Source organism: Nocardia higoensis (genome assembly GCF_015477835.1).
Lineage (GTDB): Bacteria > Actinomycetota > Actinomycetes > Mycobacteriales > Mycobacteriaceae > Nocardia > Nocardia higoensis_A.
Genome location: NZ_JADLQN010000004.1, coordinates 309,665 through 325,519, shown reverse-complemented (window position 1 = coordinate 325,519; position 15,855 = coordinate 309,665). Strand labels below are relative to the sequence as shown.

The following is a 15,855-nucleotide window of genomic DNA, read 5'->3' as shown; positions in this document are numbered from 1 at the left end:
CATGACCGCTGTTGCAGATCGCCCACTCGGACCCGAATTGGCGCGCACCGAATCACTGAGCCCGGACACCGACGTGCTCGTGATCGGGTTGACGTCCTCGGAGAACGGTCCGTCCATCGCCCCCGACGACCTGTTCGGTGACGTCCTCACCGAACAGGTACGCGCGGACCTGCTCGACGCCCTCGGCGCGGTGGGCGCCAAGGGCAAGGCCGAGGAACTGACCCGGGTGCCCGCTCCCGCCGGCCTCGACGATGTCACCAGCGTGCTGGCGGTCGGCCTGGGCCCGGCCGAGAAGGTCGACGCCGAGCAGATCCGTCGCAGCGCCGGGGTGGCCGCGCGCTCGCTCAGCGGCACCGAACTCGTCGCCACCACGTTGGGCGGCCTGGATCTGGGCGCCGCCGCCGAGGGCTTCTACCTCGGCGCCTACACCTTCATCCCGTTCCGCTCGGCGAAATCCGCCCCCAAAGCCGACGAGGGTCCGCTGGCGCGCGTGGAATTGCTGGTGCCGACCGCCGATTTCGGTGAGGCGGAACTCATCCGCGCCGCGCTGGTCGCCGAAGCCGTCGCCACCGCACGCGATTTCGTCAACACCCCGCCCAGCCACCTCTACCCGGCCGAGTTCGCCGCCCGCGCCGAGACTTTGGGCCGCGGCGCCGGTCTCGAGGTCGAGGTGCTGGACGAGAAGGCCCTGGAAGACCATGGTTACGGTGGCGTGCTCGGCGTCGGCAAGGGCTCCTCGCGCCCGCCCCGGCTGGTCCGGCTGAGCTACGCGGGCGGCGAGCGGAAGGTCGCGCTGGTCGGCAAGGGCATCACCTTCGACACCGGCGGCATCTCCATCAAGCCCGCCGCCAACATGGAGAACATGACCTCGGACATGGCGGGCGCCGCCGCGGTCGTGGCCACCGTCCTGCTCGCGGCCCGGCTCGGCCTGCCGATCACGGTCACCGCGACCGTGCCGATGGCCGAGAACATGCCCTCGGCCACCGCCCAGCGGCCCGGCGACGTGCTCACCCAGTACGGCGGCACCACCGTCGAGGTGCTCAACACCGATGCCGAGGGCAGGCTCATCCTGGCCGACGCGATCGTCCGTGCGTGCGAGGACGATCCGGAATTCCTCATCGACGTCGCCACCCTGACCGGCGCGCAGATGGTCGCCCTCGGCACCAGGACCCCCGGTGTGATGGGCACCGAGGAATTCCGCGACCGGGTGGCGGGGATCTCGCGCGCGGTCGGCGAGAACGGCTGGTCGATGCCGCTGCCCGCCGAACTGCGCCAGGATCTCAACTCCAAGATCGCCGATCTGGCCAATGTCGCACCGCATCGCTGGGGCGGCATGCTCTCGGCAGGGCTGTTCCTGAAGGAGTTCGTGCCCGAGGGCGTCCAGTGGGCACACGTGGACATCGCGGGCCCGGCCTACAACACCGGCGGCCCGTTCGGCTACATCGGCAAGGGCGGCACCGGCGTCCCGGTCCGCACCCTCATCGCGGTCCTCGAGGACATCGCCGCGGAGCAGTGACGGCGTCCGAGCAGTGACGACCGCACGGCGACTCGCGAAACCACGAGTCCCCGTGCGGCATCACAGATCGCGCAACTCCTCCTCGAACGCCTTGCGCCGCTCGATGCGCTTGCGTTCGTCGAAGTCGCGCATGCGCTGGGGATAGCCGGTCTTCGCCACGTCGTAGACCGGAATTCGCAGATCACCGGCCAGCTTCCGCGCTCCGGCCTCGCCGACGATTCGTCGTGTCCACTCGCCGTCCGCGGCGACGAGCACCACCGTCACGTCGGTCACCGTCGTCTTGGGCTCGATGTATCCCTCGACGCCGGTGTGGGTACGCACCCAGTCGGCGAGATACCGCGCGTCCGCACCCGAAACGCCGCCGCCGCCCCGGCTCATCGCACCACGCAGGCGCCTCCACAGACCCATCCGCGCCGACCTCCTACTCCTCCGGTGAAAGTTCTCACCGGCGTCGATTCCATAGTGCCAGCTCGCGGTCAACTGACCGCCCTGTGCTACGCGCCACGGCGGCGGGTGCAAGGATGGTCGACGGTACAAAGAACCACACCGATCTCCGATGCCGCGCAGAATCCGCGAGGCTTTCCGGGTTTTCGCCGCGACCGCGGTGGACGCCCGGCGGAAGATCAACTGTTGTAGAACCCGTCGAGCAGTCAGAGGAGTCAACGGACATGGCCTTCTCCGTCCAGATGCCGGCTCTTGGTGAGAGCGTCACCGAGGGAACGGTGACCAGGTGGCTGAAGCAGGAAGGAGACACGGTCGAGGTCGACGAGCCGCTGCTCGAGGTCTCCACCGACAAGGTCGACACCGAGATCCCGTCCCCGGCGGCGGGCGTGCTGTCGAAGATCGTCGCCCAGGAAGACGACGTCGTCGAGATCGGCGGCGAGCTCGGCGTGATCTCCGGCGAAGGTGAAGCACCTGCCCCCACCGAGGCGCCCGCGGCATCCGCCCCCGCCGCCGAGGCTCCGGCCGCGCAGCCGCCCGCCGAGGAAGTCGCGGCCGCCGAGCCCGAACCCGAGCCCGCGCAGGCCGAACAGGCCCCGCAGCAGTCCGGTTCCGCCGAGGGCACTGCGGTGAAGATGCCCGAACTGGGCGAGTCGGTCACCGAGGGCACCGTCACCCGCTGGCTCAAGGCGGTCGGCGATCAGGTCGAGGTCGACGAGCCGCTGCTCGAGGTCTCCACCGACAAGGTCGACACCGAGATCCCGTCACCGGTCGCGGGCACGCTGCTCGAGATCACCGCCCAGGAAGACGATGTCGTCGATGTGGGCGGCCAGCTCGGCATCATCGGCAGCGGCTCGCCCGCGCCGAAGGCCGAGCCCGCCCCGGCACCGAAGCCGGAACCCGCGCCGGAACCGAAGCCCGAGCCCAAGCCGGAACCCGCGCCCAAGCCCGCGCCCGCACCCGCGCCGAAGGCCGAGCAGCCCGCTCCGGCCCCGAAGGCCGAGCCCGCGGCCGACTCCGATGCCACCCCGTACGTGACCCCGCTGGTGCGCAAGCTCGCCGAGGAACACGGCGTCGACCTGGCCGCCGTCAAGGGCTCCGGTGTCGGCGGACGCATCCGCAAGCAGGATGTGCTCGCCGCCGCCGAGGCCAAGAAGGCGCCCGCCCCGGCTCCTGCTCCGGCTCCCGCCGCCGCTGCCGCGCCCGCCGCTCCGGCGGCCGATGCCAAGCTGGCCCACCTGCGCGGCACCACGCAAAAGGTGAACCGTATCCGCCAGATCACCGCCATCAAGACCCGTGAGTCGCTGCAGACCACCGCGCAGCTCACCCAGGTCCACGAGGCCGACGTCACCAAGATCGCGGCGCTGCGCTCGCAGGCCAAGGCGGCGTTCAAGGAGCGCGAGGGCGTCAACCTGACGTTCCTGCCGTTCTTCGCCAAGGCCGTGGTCGAGGCGCTCGGCGTGCACCCGAACGTCAACGCCTCCTACAACGAGGACAGCAAGGAGATCACCTACCACGCCTCGGTGCACCTCGGCATCGCCGTCGACACCGAACAGGGTCTGCTGTCCCCGGTGATCCACAACGCCAGCGACCTGTCGCTGGCCGGTCTGGCCCGCGCCATCGCCGATATCGCCGACCGCGCCCGCAACGGCGGTCTCAAGCCCGACGAGCTGGCGGGCGGCACCTTCACCATCACCAATATCGGCAGCCAGGGCGCGCTGTTCGACACTCCGATCCTGGTTCCGCCGCAGGCGGCCATGCTCGGCACCGGCGCGATCGTCAAGCGGCCGGTGGTGGTGACCGACGAGACCGGCGGCGAATCCATCGGCGTGCGGTCCATGTGCTACCTGCCCCTCACCTACGATCACCGCCTCATCGACGGCGCCGACGCGGGGCGCTTCCTGACCACGATCCGGCACCGCCTCGAAGAGGCCGCGTTCGAGGCCGATCTGGGTCTGTAGACGCCGATGAAGGTCGTGATCGCCGGATCATCCGGGTTGATCGGGACGGCGCTGGTCGCCGCGTTGCGCAGGGACGGACACGGTGTCGTCCGTCTCGTGCGCCGTCCCGTCGCGGCCCGTGACGAGTTCACCTGGCATCCCGCGCGCGCCGAGCTCGACGCTCGGGCGCTGCGTGGCGCCGACGCGGTGGTGAACCTGTGCGGTGCGGGCCTCGGACAACGGCGGTGGACCGGCAGCTTCAAACAGGAGCTGCGCGACAGCCGCATCACACCCACCGATGTGCTGTCCACCGAGGCGGCCGCCGCGGGCGTGCCGGTGCTGGTCAACGCCAGCGGCGTGCACTACTACGGCGGCGCCACCGGCGATCGCGTCGTCGACGAGACGACTCCGCCCGGCACCGGGTTCCTGGCGACCCTGTGCCGGGACTGGGAGGCCGCGACCGAACCCGCGCGCGCCGCGGGCGTGCGCACGGTCCTGCTACGCAGCGGCGTGGTGCTCTCCCGGCACGGCGGCATGATGAGCATGCTGCGCCCGCTCTACCGGCTCGGACTCGGCGCTCGCCTCGGTAACGGCCGTCAATACACCCCGTGGATCTCCCTGGAAGACGAGATCGGCGCCATCGTCTTCGCCCTGACCGAGGACACCATCGACGGCCCGGTCAATACCGTCGGGCCCGCCCCGGTCACCAATGCCGAGTTCAACCACGCCATCGGCCGGGCGCTGGGCAGGCGGACCCCGCTGATCGTGCCCGCCATCGCGCTGCGCACAGTGATCGGCGAATTCGCCGACGAGGCGATCCTGCGCGGCCCGCGCGCCATCCCGACCGTGCTGGAGCGGGCCGGCTACCAGTTCCGTCACCCCACCATCGGTTCCGCACTGGCCGCCCTGCTGGACACCGACGCGCGCTGAGCCCACCTCGGCCCCGACACCGGATCCGGCCCCCGCCGAGCCCCGGCCGCGGCGCCGACCGTCGACCCGCGTGACCGAGCGCTCATTGCCGGGGATCGTCGTGAACGGCGATGATCGGGGCGGCCGCCGTCCGCCGAGTTCTGTTCTGGAGTTCCCGTTGACCGTCACGCACGCCCGTCCGGACACCGTCATTCGTGACGCCATCGAGGACGACCTGCCCGCGATCCTCGAACTCCACAACATCAACATCGCGACCTCCACCGCTCTGTGGGACGTCGAGGAAGCCGATCCGGCCGACCGCCTGGCCTGGTTCCGCGATCGCCGCGCCGCGGGCATGCCGGTGCTCATCGCCGAAGTCGACGGCGAGTTCGCCGGTTACGCCCACTACGGCCAGTTCCGCCCGAAAGCCGGCTACCGCTACAGCGTGGAGAACTCCGTCTACATCGCCGAGCGGTTCCATCGCCGCGGCCTGGCCTCCGCCCTGCTCGGCGCGCTGATCGAGCGGGCGCGCGGCTCCGGCCGCGTGCACACGATGATCGCCGCCATCGAGTCCGGCAACGCCGCGTCCATCGCCCTGCACGAGCGGTTCGGCTTCGTCGAGGTGGGGCGGATGCCGGAGGTGGGCCGTAAATTCGGCCGCTGGCTCGACCTCACCCTGCTGCAATTGACCCTCCCCGTGGCGGGCGACTGAGCGCCGCTGGAGGCGTTGTCGCAGGTCGGCAACACTGTGGCGGCGACCACAGCGGGTCGCTGTGATCACCTCCACGTCCGGGCGTAACGTCGTGATCGTGAACGACACGCGCACCGCTCGGTCCGCTCGCTTCGACACCGCACCCGTCGTCGTCGAGGACCTCGGTCTCATCGACTATCACGCCGCTTGGGAACTACAGCGCACCATCGCCGCCGAACGCGCCGAGAACGCCGGTTCCGATCGTCTGCTCCTGCTCGAGCACCCGTCGGTGTTCACCGCGGGCCGCCGCACCGAGGATGCCGACCTGCCCATCGACGGCAGCCCCGTGGTGCAGGTGGACCGCGGCGGCAAGATCACCTGGCACGGCCCCGGTCAGCTCGTCGGCTACCCGATCGTGCGCCTGGCCGAGCCCGTCGACGTCGTCGACTATGTGCGCCGCCTCGAGGAAGCCCTGATCAGCGTGTGCACCGACCTCGGTCTGACCGTCGGCCGCGTCGAGGGCCGCTCCGGGGTCTGGCTGCCCGCCACCGAGTTCTTCGCCGAGCGCAAGGTCGCCGCCATCGGCATCCGGGTGCAGCGCGGCGTCGCCCTGCACGGCATCTCCCTGAACTGCAACTCCGCCCTCGACGGCTTCCAGGCGATCGTGCCCTGCGGCATCCCCGACGCGGGCGTCACCACCCTCACCCGCGAACTGGACCGCGAGGTCACCGTCGCCGAGGTCAAGCCCATGGTCGCCACCGCCATCGTGCAGGCCCTCAACGGCGATCTGCCGGTCAGCGAGCACGACATCCCCCGCACACCGGCGTCCCAGCCGGATCCGGCACGCGCGTAAGGTCGATCAGGTGACCTCAGTCGACACCCCGACACCGCAAGGCGGCACCCCCACCCCGGCCACCGCTGCTCAGGCCACCGCTACAGCGGATGGCCGCAAACTGCTGCGCATCGAGGCGCGCAACGCGCAGACCCCGATCGAGCGCAAGCCCAAGTGGATCCGTACCCGCGCCACCATGGGCCCCGAGTACAGCGAACTCAAGGGCCTGGTCAAGCGTGAGGGCCTGCACACCGTCTGCGAGGAAGCGGGCTGCCCCAACATCTTCGAATGCTGGGAAGATCGCGAAGCCACCTTCCTCATCGGCGGCGAGCAGTGCACCCGCCGCTGCGATTTCTGCCAGATCGATACGGGCAAGCCCGCCGCCCTCGACCGCGACGAGCCCCGCCGCGTCGCCGAATCCGTCCAGGCGATGGGTCTGCGCTACTCCACCATCACCGGTGTGGCCCGCGACGACCTCGACGACGGCGGCGCCTGGCTCTACGCCGAAACCGTCCGCGCCATCAAGCGTCTGAACCCCGCGACGGGCGTCGAGCTGCTCATCCCCGACTTCAACGCCGACCCCGCCCAGCTGGCCGAGGTCTTCGATACCCGCCCCGAGGTGCTCGCCCACAACCTGGAGACGGTCCCGCGCATCTTCAAGCGCATCCGCCCCGCGTTCCGTTACGAGCGCTCCCTGTCGGTCCTCACCGCCGCCCGCGAAGCCGGCCTGGTCACCAAGTCCAACTTGATCCTCGGGATGGGCGAGACCCCCGAGGAAGTCACCCAGGCCATGCGCGACTTGCACGACGCGGGCTGCGACATCCTCACCATCACCCAATACCTGCGCCCCTCCCCCCGCCACCACCCCGTCGACCGCTGGGTCAAGCCGGAGGAATTCGTCGAGCACTCCAAGGCCGCCGAAGCCATGGGCTTCGCGGGCGTCATGGCGGGCCCCCTGGTCCGCTCCTCCTACCGAGCCGGTCGCCTCTACGCTCAGGCCATGATCCACCACGGCCGCGAGATTCCCGCCGCCATGGCGCATCTCGCCGAGGAAGGCACCGCCTCCCAGGAGGCTTCCGCGGTCCTCGCCCGCTTCGGCAGCTGACCGCCCCGGGCCTGGGCCGGTACCCACCACTATCGGCCCAGGTAATTTCCTGCCCGGCTCAGCCGAACCGGCCGAATCAGCCCTTGTGCCGTAACGGCAGGCGTCGGTGAATCCAGTGTCGCTGCCATGATGCGTGCGTCAGCTGGATGTCCCCGCTCGGCGGCCCATGCCACACACCGTCGCGTGAAGAGCTCCTTGGCGATGGTGTACTCGTCGTCTTCCTCGATCTCGTAGCGCATCCGCACCGCACCACGGTAGCGCCCCTCCTGCGCTCACACCCGCTCACCGAGCGAGACGCACAGCCCGGTTGGTCCAGGAGCAGTCGACCGGGCCGACTCGACCCGGAGCAATGCACAGCGGGCGCCCCCCGCCGTTCAGTGCCCGACCTGCAGACCTTCCTCCCCCGGCCCCGTGGACCTGCTCACCGCATCGACATGATGTTCCACCGAGACATCCTGTGCGGAGTCATCCACCGGAATCACCGAGTCCCCGTTGGTGGTCGGCGCCATGTTGCCGAGCGCGCCACTACGCTGCTTCTGCCGGACGACACGAATCACGACCAAACAACTAGCCAGAATCACGATGGGCAGTAGGACGGCCAAGAGGATCTCCACCCCAGCAATCCTAGGGACCGCACCCGACCGCTGCGGACGCAGTAGGCAGGCCGCGCTCGAGGATCTCTATCGATAGTCGAAAACACTGGCAAATACTGGACTTCACTGGAATATCTGGATAATCTCGCCTCGTGCCAGACACCGCCCAGCAATTGGAGGACCGCATCGCGGAATTGCGTGCTTCCGTCCGGCGCGCGGTGTCCGCCGGTGATCGCGTCGGCGCCCGGCAACTGCGCGCCGAACTCCGACAGGCCGAGAATGCCTGGGAGGACGCGGTTCTCGGTATCGACCTCGCCGACGAGCCCGCCGAGCCCGCTCCGGCCGTTCCCGTCCGCGAGCACGTGCACCGCGCCCTGACCCTGCTCGGCGCACCTGCCGCACCGAAACTGGTGCTCGGCGTCCACGAGGCGTTCTTCTCGGGCGAACTGATCCCCGCCCGCCTGACCAGCCTGCGCCGCGACGAGGAGCGCTCGTTCCGCTCCGCCCCGCAGGCACGCCCGTACTACATCTGTTCGGCACTCACCACCGACCTGCTCGCGCCCGCGCGCGGCCTGCTCGCGGTCAGCACCTGGCCCTTGGACAAGCGCATGATCGGCCCGCTGAGCCCGCGCGTCGACCTGCTGACCTGCACCATCCGGCTCGCCGAACACTTGGCCGCGCAACCGGTCACCGCCCCGCGCGCCCGGCGCGTGCTGTGGAAGCTGGCGATCTCGATCCCGGGCGTGCGCGGCGGCCCGGACACCATCGATCACGCGGACGTCATCGACTGCGCGATCCGCGAACTGTCCGTTCACCAGGCCGAGGACGCCGCCCGGCGGGCCGAGGCCGCACAGCGGGCGAACAATCGACTCGATCACACCGCCCAACTGTTCGGTGTCCGCTTGGGTGTTGCCGATTCGCGACGAAAAGAGGTGGGATGAACACACTTTCGGCACGGCTGGACGAACTGCGTGGCGCGGCGCCGGCGTGCCGTCACAACGCCAGGACGATCGCGGCGCTGACGGCGAATCCCGGGTGCACCCGGCGTGCGCTGCTGGATGCCGCGGCGGTCGACAAGGCCGCCGTCGCACGGCATCTCGGGTTTCCGCCGACCTTCGGCCAGTCCCAGTTCGCGATTACCCGAGGCAACGCCTTCGAAGCCATGGTCAAGGCCAACGGCTGCGCCGATCTGCTCGCCCTGCTGCGCGAGCGGCTGGACCTCACCATCCCCGAGGTCGCTTACCAGAACCTCGAGGCCGTCGGCGACAACACCTCCAACGCGGTCCGCTACCGCCGCACCCGCCAGCTCTTCGAGCAAGCCGTCGATTCCGGCGAGGGCACACTGTTCGACCACCCGATGCTGCGTCTGGAAATCGCCGGAGCCACCGCGTATCTGGAACCGGACGTGGTGGCGCTGCGCCTCGGCGGCCAGTTCCACGTCGTGGAGATCAAGTCGTTCCCGATCGTCGACGGCCAGGCCGATCCGGCCCAGGTCGCCGCCGCCGCCCGCCAATCCGCGGTCTACGTGATCGCGCTGCGCGAGCTGATGCGCGAGATCGGCGCGGACCCGGAGAAACTGATCTCGCACAACGTGATCCTGGTGTGCACCACGGATTTCAGCAACCGCCCGACCGCCGAGCTGGTCGACCTGCGCAAGCAGATCGCGGTGGTCTCCCGCCAGCTCTCCCGCCTCACCTCCATCGACCAACTGGTCCGCACCCTGCCCGAGGAGGCCAGTTTCGCCCTCGGCGACCAGCTCGCCGGCACCATCGCCGACATCCCCGCCCGCTACGCCCCCGACTGCATGTCGACCTGCGAACTCGCCTTCGCCTGCCGCGACGAGGCCCGCTCGAGCGGCAGTGTCGATGTGCTGGGCCGCGGCGTCTGCGACGACCTCGGCGGCCTGGACAACATCGACGTGGTGCTCTCCCTCGCCGACGGTTCGCTGGCACTGGGCGAAGAATTCGCCGACATCGCCGACGTCCTCCGGCAAGCGCACCGGCTGCGCCTGGAGATCGCCGGATGAGCGTGCTGACCGCGCTCGCCCGCATGGAAGCGATGCGGGCCGGGCGCGCCCAGCCGATCGCCGACCTCTGCCACACCCATCTCTCCGACCGCCCGCTGGTCATGGTTCCGCTGAAACTCGCGGGCGAAGCCGCCGCGCCGCTGGCGATCATGATCGGCCGCGACCCCGCGGCCCCGCGGCTGCTGATCGTCCCCCAACCCCGCGACCGCGTACTGCGCCTGCGTTTCATCGCCGACCTGGCCGACATCGTGCTGCCCTACATCACCGAGCACACCCTGGAAACCGAGGAACGCACCACCAAGTCGGGCGAGACCTACCTGCGCTGCCTGGACGCCCCGCAACTGTGGGTGCCCAATACCGGCGGCATCGAATTCCTCGGCCTGCTCGGCCGTTCTGTGCGCTTCCACCGCACCGACGGCGACAACCCGGTCCCCGCCTCCATCCCACTGCTCGGCCGCTGGCTCACCTGGTTCCGTGACCGCGCCGAACACCCCGGCGCCTGCGTGGCGCTGCCCATGACCTCGGTGCTGTCCGCGCACTGGGCCAGCGGCCAGTCCGCGCTGGAGGACGCCAATCTCGCCGCGCTGCTCGGCTGGATCGCGCCACCGCCCGGCCGCACCGGCCAGGAAGCCGCCGCTCGCGCCGAGGACCCGCTCTCGGTTCCGCCTGCCGGCCCCGCCACCGACCCCGGCTTCGACAACGAGGAACTCGCACCGCTGATCGCCGCCTACGACGAGGCGATCGACGAGTCCGCGCGCGCGGTCGCGGCGCAGCGCACCAAACGCGCCCTGCACAAACAGATCGAACCCACCTGGCAACTCATGTGGCAGGGCATGTCGCTGCTGCGCGCCCTGCCCGCCGCCCCGCACACCGAGGGCCGCTGGTCCGACGACATCGCCGCCTTCTCCTACTTCCTCGACACCATCCCCGACGGCACCCCGCAACCCCGCCGCGACTCGGCGGTCTCGGCCGCCCGCCGCCTGCTCGACCGCGAACGCGCCCTCGAACGCTACGACGCCGAACGCGCCTTCGACGACCCCCGCGTCATGCTCGAACACCGCTTGGCCGGAACGGCTTTCACCGGCACCGTCGTCGACGTCGAGCCCACCCGCACCGAAGCCAAGGGCTCCCGCAAGGTCCTGCGCCCCCATCTGCGCGTCCGGACCAGCGACCCCTTCACCGCCGTCCCCGGCGAAAAGCTCTGCAATATCAACCATCCCAAGCAGTCCGGCACGGTCCTCGAGGTCGACGGCGACACCATCACGCTGGAACTGTCCGGCGGCATGGGCCGCAAACTCGTCCCCGACCCCGGCACCGTCGCCGAACTCGGCGCGGGCATCGGCTTCGCCCGATTCACCCCTGGTTCGTCGCGGCCGCCGAAACTGCCCACCCGCGAGGAAACCCCTTGGACCCACGGCGGCCCACCGCCGGAATGGGTGCCCACCGCGGACACCTTCGAGGAACTGTGATGACCACCGACACCGCCCGCGCCGCCGACGCCGCCGTCGCGGGCATCCTCACCGACCTCGCCACCTCCACCAACCGCGCGATCGTCGTCGACTCTCCGCCCGGCGCGGGCAAATCCACCCTCGTGGTCAAGGCCGCCCGCCAGCTCGCCGAATCCGGCGACCAGCACATGATCGTCGCCCAGACCAACGAACAGGTCGACGACCTCATCGAACGCCTCGCCACCGCCGACCCCGGTCTGGCCATCGGCCGGGTGTCCGCGGCGGGGTACCTGCCCTCGGAGCGCGTCACCCGCCCGAATGTGACCGTCGCGCAGAAGGTCACCGACCTGGCCGACCGCACCGTCGTCATCGGCACCGCCGCCAAATGGGCCACCATCGAGGACGGCGAATGGCAGCACGCCATCATCGACGAGGCCTACCAGATGCGCAGCGACATGCTGCTGCGCATCGCCAACCGCTTCGATCGCGGCCTGTTCGTCGGCGACCCCGGCCAGCTCGACCCCTTCGCCACCGTCGACACCGGCCGCTGGGCGGGCCTGACCTGGGACCCCACCACCAGCGCCGTCTCGGTCATGCTCGCCAACAATCCCGACATCCGCCCGCACAGCCTGCCCGTCTCCTGGCGCCTGTCGGCCACCGCCGCCCCCGTCGTCTCCGCCGCCTTCTACCCCTTCAACGAATTCCGCGCCGGCACCGACCCCGCCGCCCGCACCCTCACCTACTCCGCCCGCGGCCTGCGCACCCCCGTCGACGCCGTCCTCGACGAAGCCGCCGACCACGGCTGGGGCTGGTACGAACTCCCCGCCCGGCACGCCCTGCGCACCGACAGCGAAGCCGTCCGCGCCGTCGCCGAGATCACCCGACGCCTGCTGGAACGCGCCCCCACCGCCCACTCCGAACAGGGCACCCACACCGTCACCGTCGACCGCGTCGCCATAGGCACCGCCCACCGCGACCAGGCCGAAGCCATCCGCACGGCCCTGCGCGGCACCCCCGCCGAAGCGGTCACCGTCGATACGGCCAACCGCCTGCAGGGCCGCGAATACGACGTCACCGTGGTCCTGCACCCGCTGTCGGGGCGCCGCGACGCCAGCGCTTTCCACCTCGAAGCCGGGCGCCTGTGCGTGCTGGCCTCCCGTCACCGGCACGCCTGCATCATGGTGGGCCGCGCGGGGATCCCCGAACTCCTCGACGCCCACCCCTCGGCCGAACCGGTGCACCTCGGAGTGCCGGTCAAATTCCCCGACGGGTGGGAGGCCAATCAGGCGATCCTGAGCCGGCTCGAACAGCATCGCGTACGCGGCACATAGCGACCGATTCAACGAGTCCACCTCTGGCCCAACAGTTCTCGACAGGCAAGAAAGCGCCTCACTCCGGGGTGGGCCGCGCTATCGTTGGATCGCGTCGTTTCGGCCGCGAGGGGTGATGGGGGTTCCACCATGGCGGATATCAATCGTGAGCGACGTGTCCGCTGGGCGGAACAGAAGCTAGCCGGGTTTCCGAATCTGACTGCGCGGCAACGCAGATTCTTGTCCGTGTTGCTCACATCGCGCGGCTGGCAACTCTTCGTCGACCGGTCGTCACCGGCGCCCGTCGGCGCATCGACCTACGCCCTCGGGCCGACGGGCGTCTACGCTCTGGTGTTCACCGACACCGTCCCGGATCGAAGGCAACTCCTGTCGCTTCGCAAGCACGCGGAGGAGACGTTCGCCGGACTGCTGTCGGGAGGGTCCCAGTTCGTTCCGCACATGCTCGAAGTCGCTCTGCTCATGCCGCGGGCGGTCAGGACCGAAGCGCACGACCCCTTCCTCGCCGTCGATGAAGCCACGATGCACAGCGCGTTGGTCACCGGCGAGCATCGCCTCTCACAGCGTCGCGTTCGCGATATCGCCGTCGCTCTCGCCGAAAGACTGAGCGGGCACGAATGGATCTCCGCCGACGCCGCGCCCACCGCCGAGGCCGTGGCCTCGGAATCCCTCTTCGCCGAGCAGGATCTGCACGTCAGCGCCCGCGACGGTGCGCTCAACCGCCCGTTCCACGAGTGGATGACCTTTCTGGATCCCGATCAACTTTCCCTCGTGCACACCAACTTCAACGGCCCCGCCCGGATCAGCGGCCCGGCGGGCACGGGAAAGTCCGTGGTCGCTCTGCATCGCATGGCGCACTTCGCCAAACGTCATCCCGGCCGCCTGCTGTTCACCAGCTTCGTCAAGACCTTGCCCGCCTATCACTACTCCGCGTTCGCCCGGATCGCCCCGCACGCTGTCGATCGATCCACCTTCACCGGACTGCACGCCTGGACGATGACCTTCCTCCATCGACGCGGCGTCGACTACAACCTCGACGACGGCGCGAGGAATGATGCGCTGGCGCGAACTTGGCAAGCGGTACGGAAGGATCTCGGCCGGATCGACGGCACCGACTACGGCTATTGGACCGACGAGATCGACCGTGTCATCGAAGGCAGAGGCATACCCGACGTCAGCACCTACCAGGCGATCAACCGGACGGGCCGTGAAGGCATCCAACTGCACGGCAACCAGCGCAAGTATGTCTGGGAGAACTGGTACGAGCCCTACCGAGACCGTTTGGAAGAGAGAGGCGTCCACGATTTCAACGATGTGATCCGTCTCGCGGTCGAAGAGCTTCGGCTGCGCCCTCTGGATGACACCGAGGACTTCGCGCTGGTCGTCGTCGACGAAGTGCAGGACTTCACCCTTATGGAACTCCGTCTGGTCCACCTGATCGCAGGCGGTGGTCCGGATGCCCAACTGTTGCTGGTGGGCGATGGGCAACAACAGGTGTACGCGGGTGGCTGGCGCTTGTCCGACGCGGGCATACCGATCGCCGGCCGCGGCCGAGTTCTGCGGACCAACTATCGCAACCGCCGAGCCGTCCTGCGCTACACGAAAATGATCGAGGCAGGGAACACGGTCGATGATCTCGATGGTGGACGTGGCTTCGTCCTGCGCGACAGCGTGGCCACTCTCCCCGGCGGGACAGCCGTCGACAGGCATATCCGGCGCCGAGACGTCGATGCCGAGCTCGTCCGCGCCATCACCGAGTCGGGTCAACCGATCTCCGATATGTCCGTCATCGTGAACTCCCGCAAAGACGCCGAGCACTACCAGCGCGTCCTGGATCGTGCCGGGTTCCCCACCCTCGCGCTGGAAAAGTACGACGGTACCCAACTCGACGCCATCAAGGTCGGCACCGTCCACCGAGCCAAGGGAATGGACTTCGCCGCGGTCTTCCACATCACCGAAGAGCCGCCGGAAAACCGCACCGGACTCACCGGTGGCGCCAGGGACCGCGCCGAACTCCTCGCCCGCCAGACCCTGGTGGCTTCCAGCCGGCCACGGGACTACCTGTGGATCGCCTACGTGTCCGACTGAGGCCGACCTCCGGCAACGGCGCTGCGTGACGACTCCACCCGCCGCCGCCGAATGGCCGAACACACCCGCGCTGCACGCAGACCTCGTCCGACTCGGGGACCTGCCAGCCGGCCGGAGCCTGTCGGCTCCTGACAGGTTCCAGCCGGTTGTGAGGGATGTAGAACCATACTTCTAAGGTGGGTGGTTCTATGCCGTGCCGCTTCGGGACGCGTCGGCCCGCCGGATCGAGGATGTCTTGGTCCTCTCCCTGGAATCGCCCGGCGAACCGCACCGAGTCTCTCCTTGGGTGAAGTAGACCGCGCGATCCGCCCGGTAACCGCCTGCGCGGTGACCTTCGGCCCTTCTCGCCCCGCGCGTCCCCTCCTAGCGTCGATGTCGAGGAAAGCTCTCGGAAAGAGAGGAACGGCATGCCTCCGCACTGCGACTCACTCGACGGTCCCGTCGTCTCCGCGGCCCGACAGGCACTCGACACCGCCGAGGTGACCCGCGTCCTGCCGTTCGTCCCCGCCGAAGCCGAAGCCGAGGTCCGCGCGGCCTTCGACCGGGTCGTGCCGCTGCGCGAGACCGGCGCTCAGGCCGCCCGCGAGCTCGCCGAATTGTGGTTCTTCGAGACCGTCGTCCGCCTGCACCGCGCCGGCGAAGGCGCCCCCTACGCCGGTCTGAAACCCGCCGGGCTGTCGGTCGGTCCGGTGATCCCGATAGCCGAGCGCGCGATCGAATCCGGCGAGAGCCAACAGCTGGCCGACTTCCTGAGCAACGTCCTGCGCGACGAACTGAAGCACCGCCTCGATGCCGTCCACACGCTGGCCGCACACCGAGCCCTGTCCGTGGCCGACGACCGGCGCTACGTGCAGGCCATGCTCGGCTTCCAGGTGTACAGCCACCATCTCTACAAGGCGATGCAGGCCCACGACCACCACGAAGGCCGGAAGTAACTG

Annotated in this window: 14 protein-coding genes; 12 read left to right on the top strand and 2 right to left on the bottom strand. The window is 69.6% G+C overall.

Going from position 1 to position 15,855, the window contains the following annotated elements:
* The first annotated feature begins 1 nt into the window (after position 1).
* On the top strand, positions 2 to 1,516 hold the full coding sequence (locus IU449_RS22110; RefSeq protein ID WP_195004020.1) for a leucyl aminopeptidase: 1,515 nt from the start codon (positions 2 to 4) through the stop codon (positions 1,514 to 1,516).
* A 60-nt stretch (positions 1,517 to 1,576) separates the two neighbouring features.
* Here IU449_RS22110 and IU449_RS22105 read toward each other — a convergent pair whose 3' ends face one another.
* Positions 1,577 to 1,924, bottom strand: a complete 348-nt coding sequence (locus IU449_RS22105; RefSeq protein ID WP_195004019.1) for an oxidoreductase — start codon at positions 1,922 to 1,924, stop codon at positions 1,577 to 1,579.
* A gap of 260 nt (positions 1,925 to 2,184) precedes the next feature.
* On the opposite strand from IU449_RS22105, the gene sucB reads away from it, so the two are divergent.
* From sucB to lipA, 5 genes are all read left to right on the top strand, one after another.
* Positions 2,185 to 3,918 carry a 2-oxoglutarate dehydrogenase, E2 component, dihydrolipoamide succinyltransferase gene (sucB, locus tag IU449_RS22100; RefSeq protein ID WP_195004018.1) on the top strand — a complete coding sequence of 578 codons (1,734 nt, stop codon included), beginning with the start codon at positions 2,185 to 2,187 and terminating at the stop codon, positions 3,916 to 3,918.
* 6 nt (positions 3,919 to 3,924) lie between these two features.
* Positions 3,925 to 4,827 (top strand): TIGR01777 family oxidoreductase, encoded by a 903-nt coding sequence (locus IU449_RS22095; RefSeq protein WP_195004017.1) that lies wholly within the window; start codon positions 3,925 to 3,927, stop codon positions 4,825 to 4,827.
* A gap of 157 nt (positions 4,828 to 4,984) precedes the next feature.
* On the top strand, positions 4,985 to 5,518 hold the full coding sequence (locus IU449_RS22090; RefSeq protein ID WP_195004134.1) for a GNAT family N-acetyltransferase: 534 nt from the start codon (positions 4,985 to 4,987) through the stop codon (positions 5,516 to 5,518).
* A gap of 97 nt (positions 5,519 to 5,615) precedes the next feature.
* Positions 5,616 to 6,350 (top strand): lipoyl(octanoyl) transferase LipB, encoded by a 735-nt coding sequence (lipB, locus tag IU449_RS22085; protein ID WP_195004016.1) that lies wholly within the window; start codon positions 5,616 to 5,618, stop codon positions 6,348 to 6,350.
* Positions 6,351 to 6,360: 10 nt separating this feature from the next.
* A complete protein-coding gene (gene lipA, locus IU449_RS22080; RefSeq protein ID WP_195004015.1) occupies positions 6,361 to 7,434 on the top strand; it encodes a lipoyl synthase in 1,074 nt (357 codons plus the stop codon).
* Between the two features lie 374 nt (positions 7,435 to 7,808).
* Here the strand turns inward: lipA and IU449_RS22075 are convergent, their stop codons facing one another.
* Positions 7,809 to 8,048 carry a hypothetical protein gene (locus tag IU449_RS22075; RefSeq protein WP_195004014.1) on the bottom strand — a complete coding sequence of 80 codons (240 nt, stop codon included), beginning with the start codon at positions 8,046 to 8,048 and terminating at the stop codon, positions 7,809 to 7,811.
* 131 nt (positions 8,049 to 8,179) lie between these two features.
* Between IU449_RS22075 and IU449_RS22070 the strand changes: the two genes are divergently transcribed.
* The 6 genes from IU449_RS22070 (at position 8,180) to IU449_RS22045 (ending at position 15,852) form a co-directional block, all read left to right on the top strand.
* Entirely contained in the window at positions 8,180 to 8,968 is a 789-nt protein-coding gene (locus IU449_RS22070; protein WP_195004013.1) for a hypothetical protein, read from the top strand.
* Complete coding sequence (locus tag IU449_RS22065; RefSeq protein WP_195004012.1) at positions 8,965 to 10,053, top strand: hypothetical protein; 1,089 nt, start codon at positions 8,965 to 8,967, stop codon at positions 10,051 to 10,053. Before IU449_RS22070 ends, IU449_RS22065 begins: the two co-directional genes overlap by 4 nt.
* Complete coding sequence (locus IU449_RS22060) at positions 10,050 to 11,522, top strand: hypothetical protein (RefSeq protein WP_195004011.1); 1,473 nt, start codon at positions 10,050 to 10,052, stop codon at positions 11,520 to 11,522. The genes IU449_RS22065 and IU449_RS22060 overlap by 4 nt, the downstream gene beginning before the upstream one ends.
* A complete protein-coding gene (locus IU449_RS22055) occupies positions 11,522 to 12,832 on the top strand; it encodes an AAA domain-containing protein (RefSeq protein ID WP_195004010.1) in 1,311 nt (436 codons plus the stop codon). Before IU449_RS22060 ends, IU449_RS22055 begins: the two co-directional genes overlap by 1 nt.
* Positions 12,833 to 13,057: 225 nt before the next feature.
* The gene (locus tag IU449_RS22050) at positions 13,058 to 14,917 is read left to right on the top strand and encodes a UvrD-helicase domain-containing protein (RefSeq protein WP_324188372.1); all 1,860 of its coding nucleotides are present in this window, start codon (positions 13,058 to 13,060) and stop codon (positions 14,915 to 14,917) included.
* A 407-nt stretch (positions 14,918 to 15,324) separates the two neighbouring features.
* Complete coding sequence (locus IU449_RS22045) at positions 15,325 to 15,852, top strand: DUF6448 family protein (protein WP_195004008.1); 528 nt, start codon at positions 15,325 to 15,327, stop codon at positions 15,850 to 15,852.
* Positions 15,853 to 15,855 lie beyond the last annotated feature (3 nt).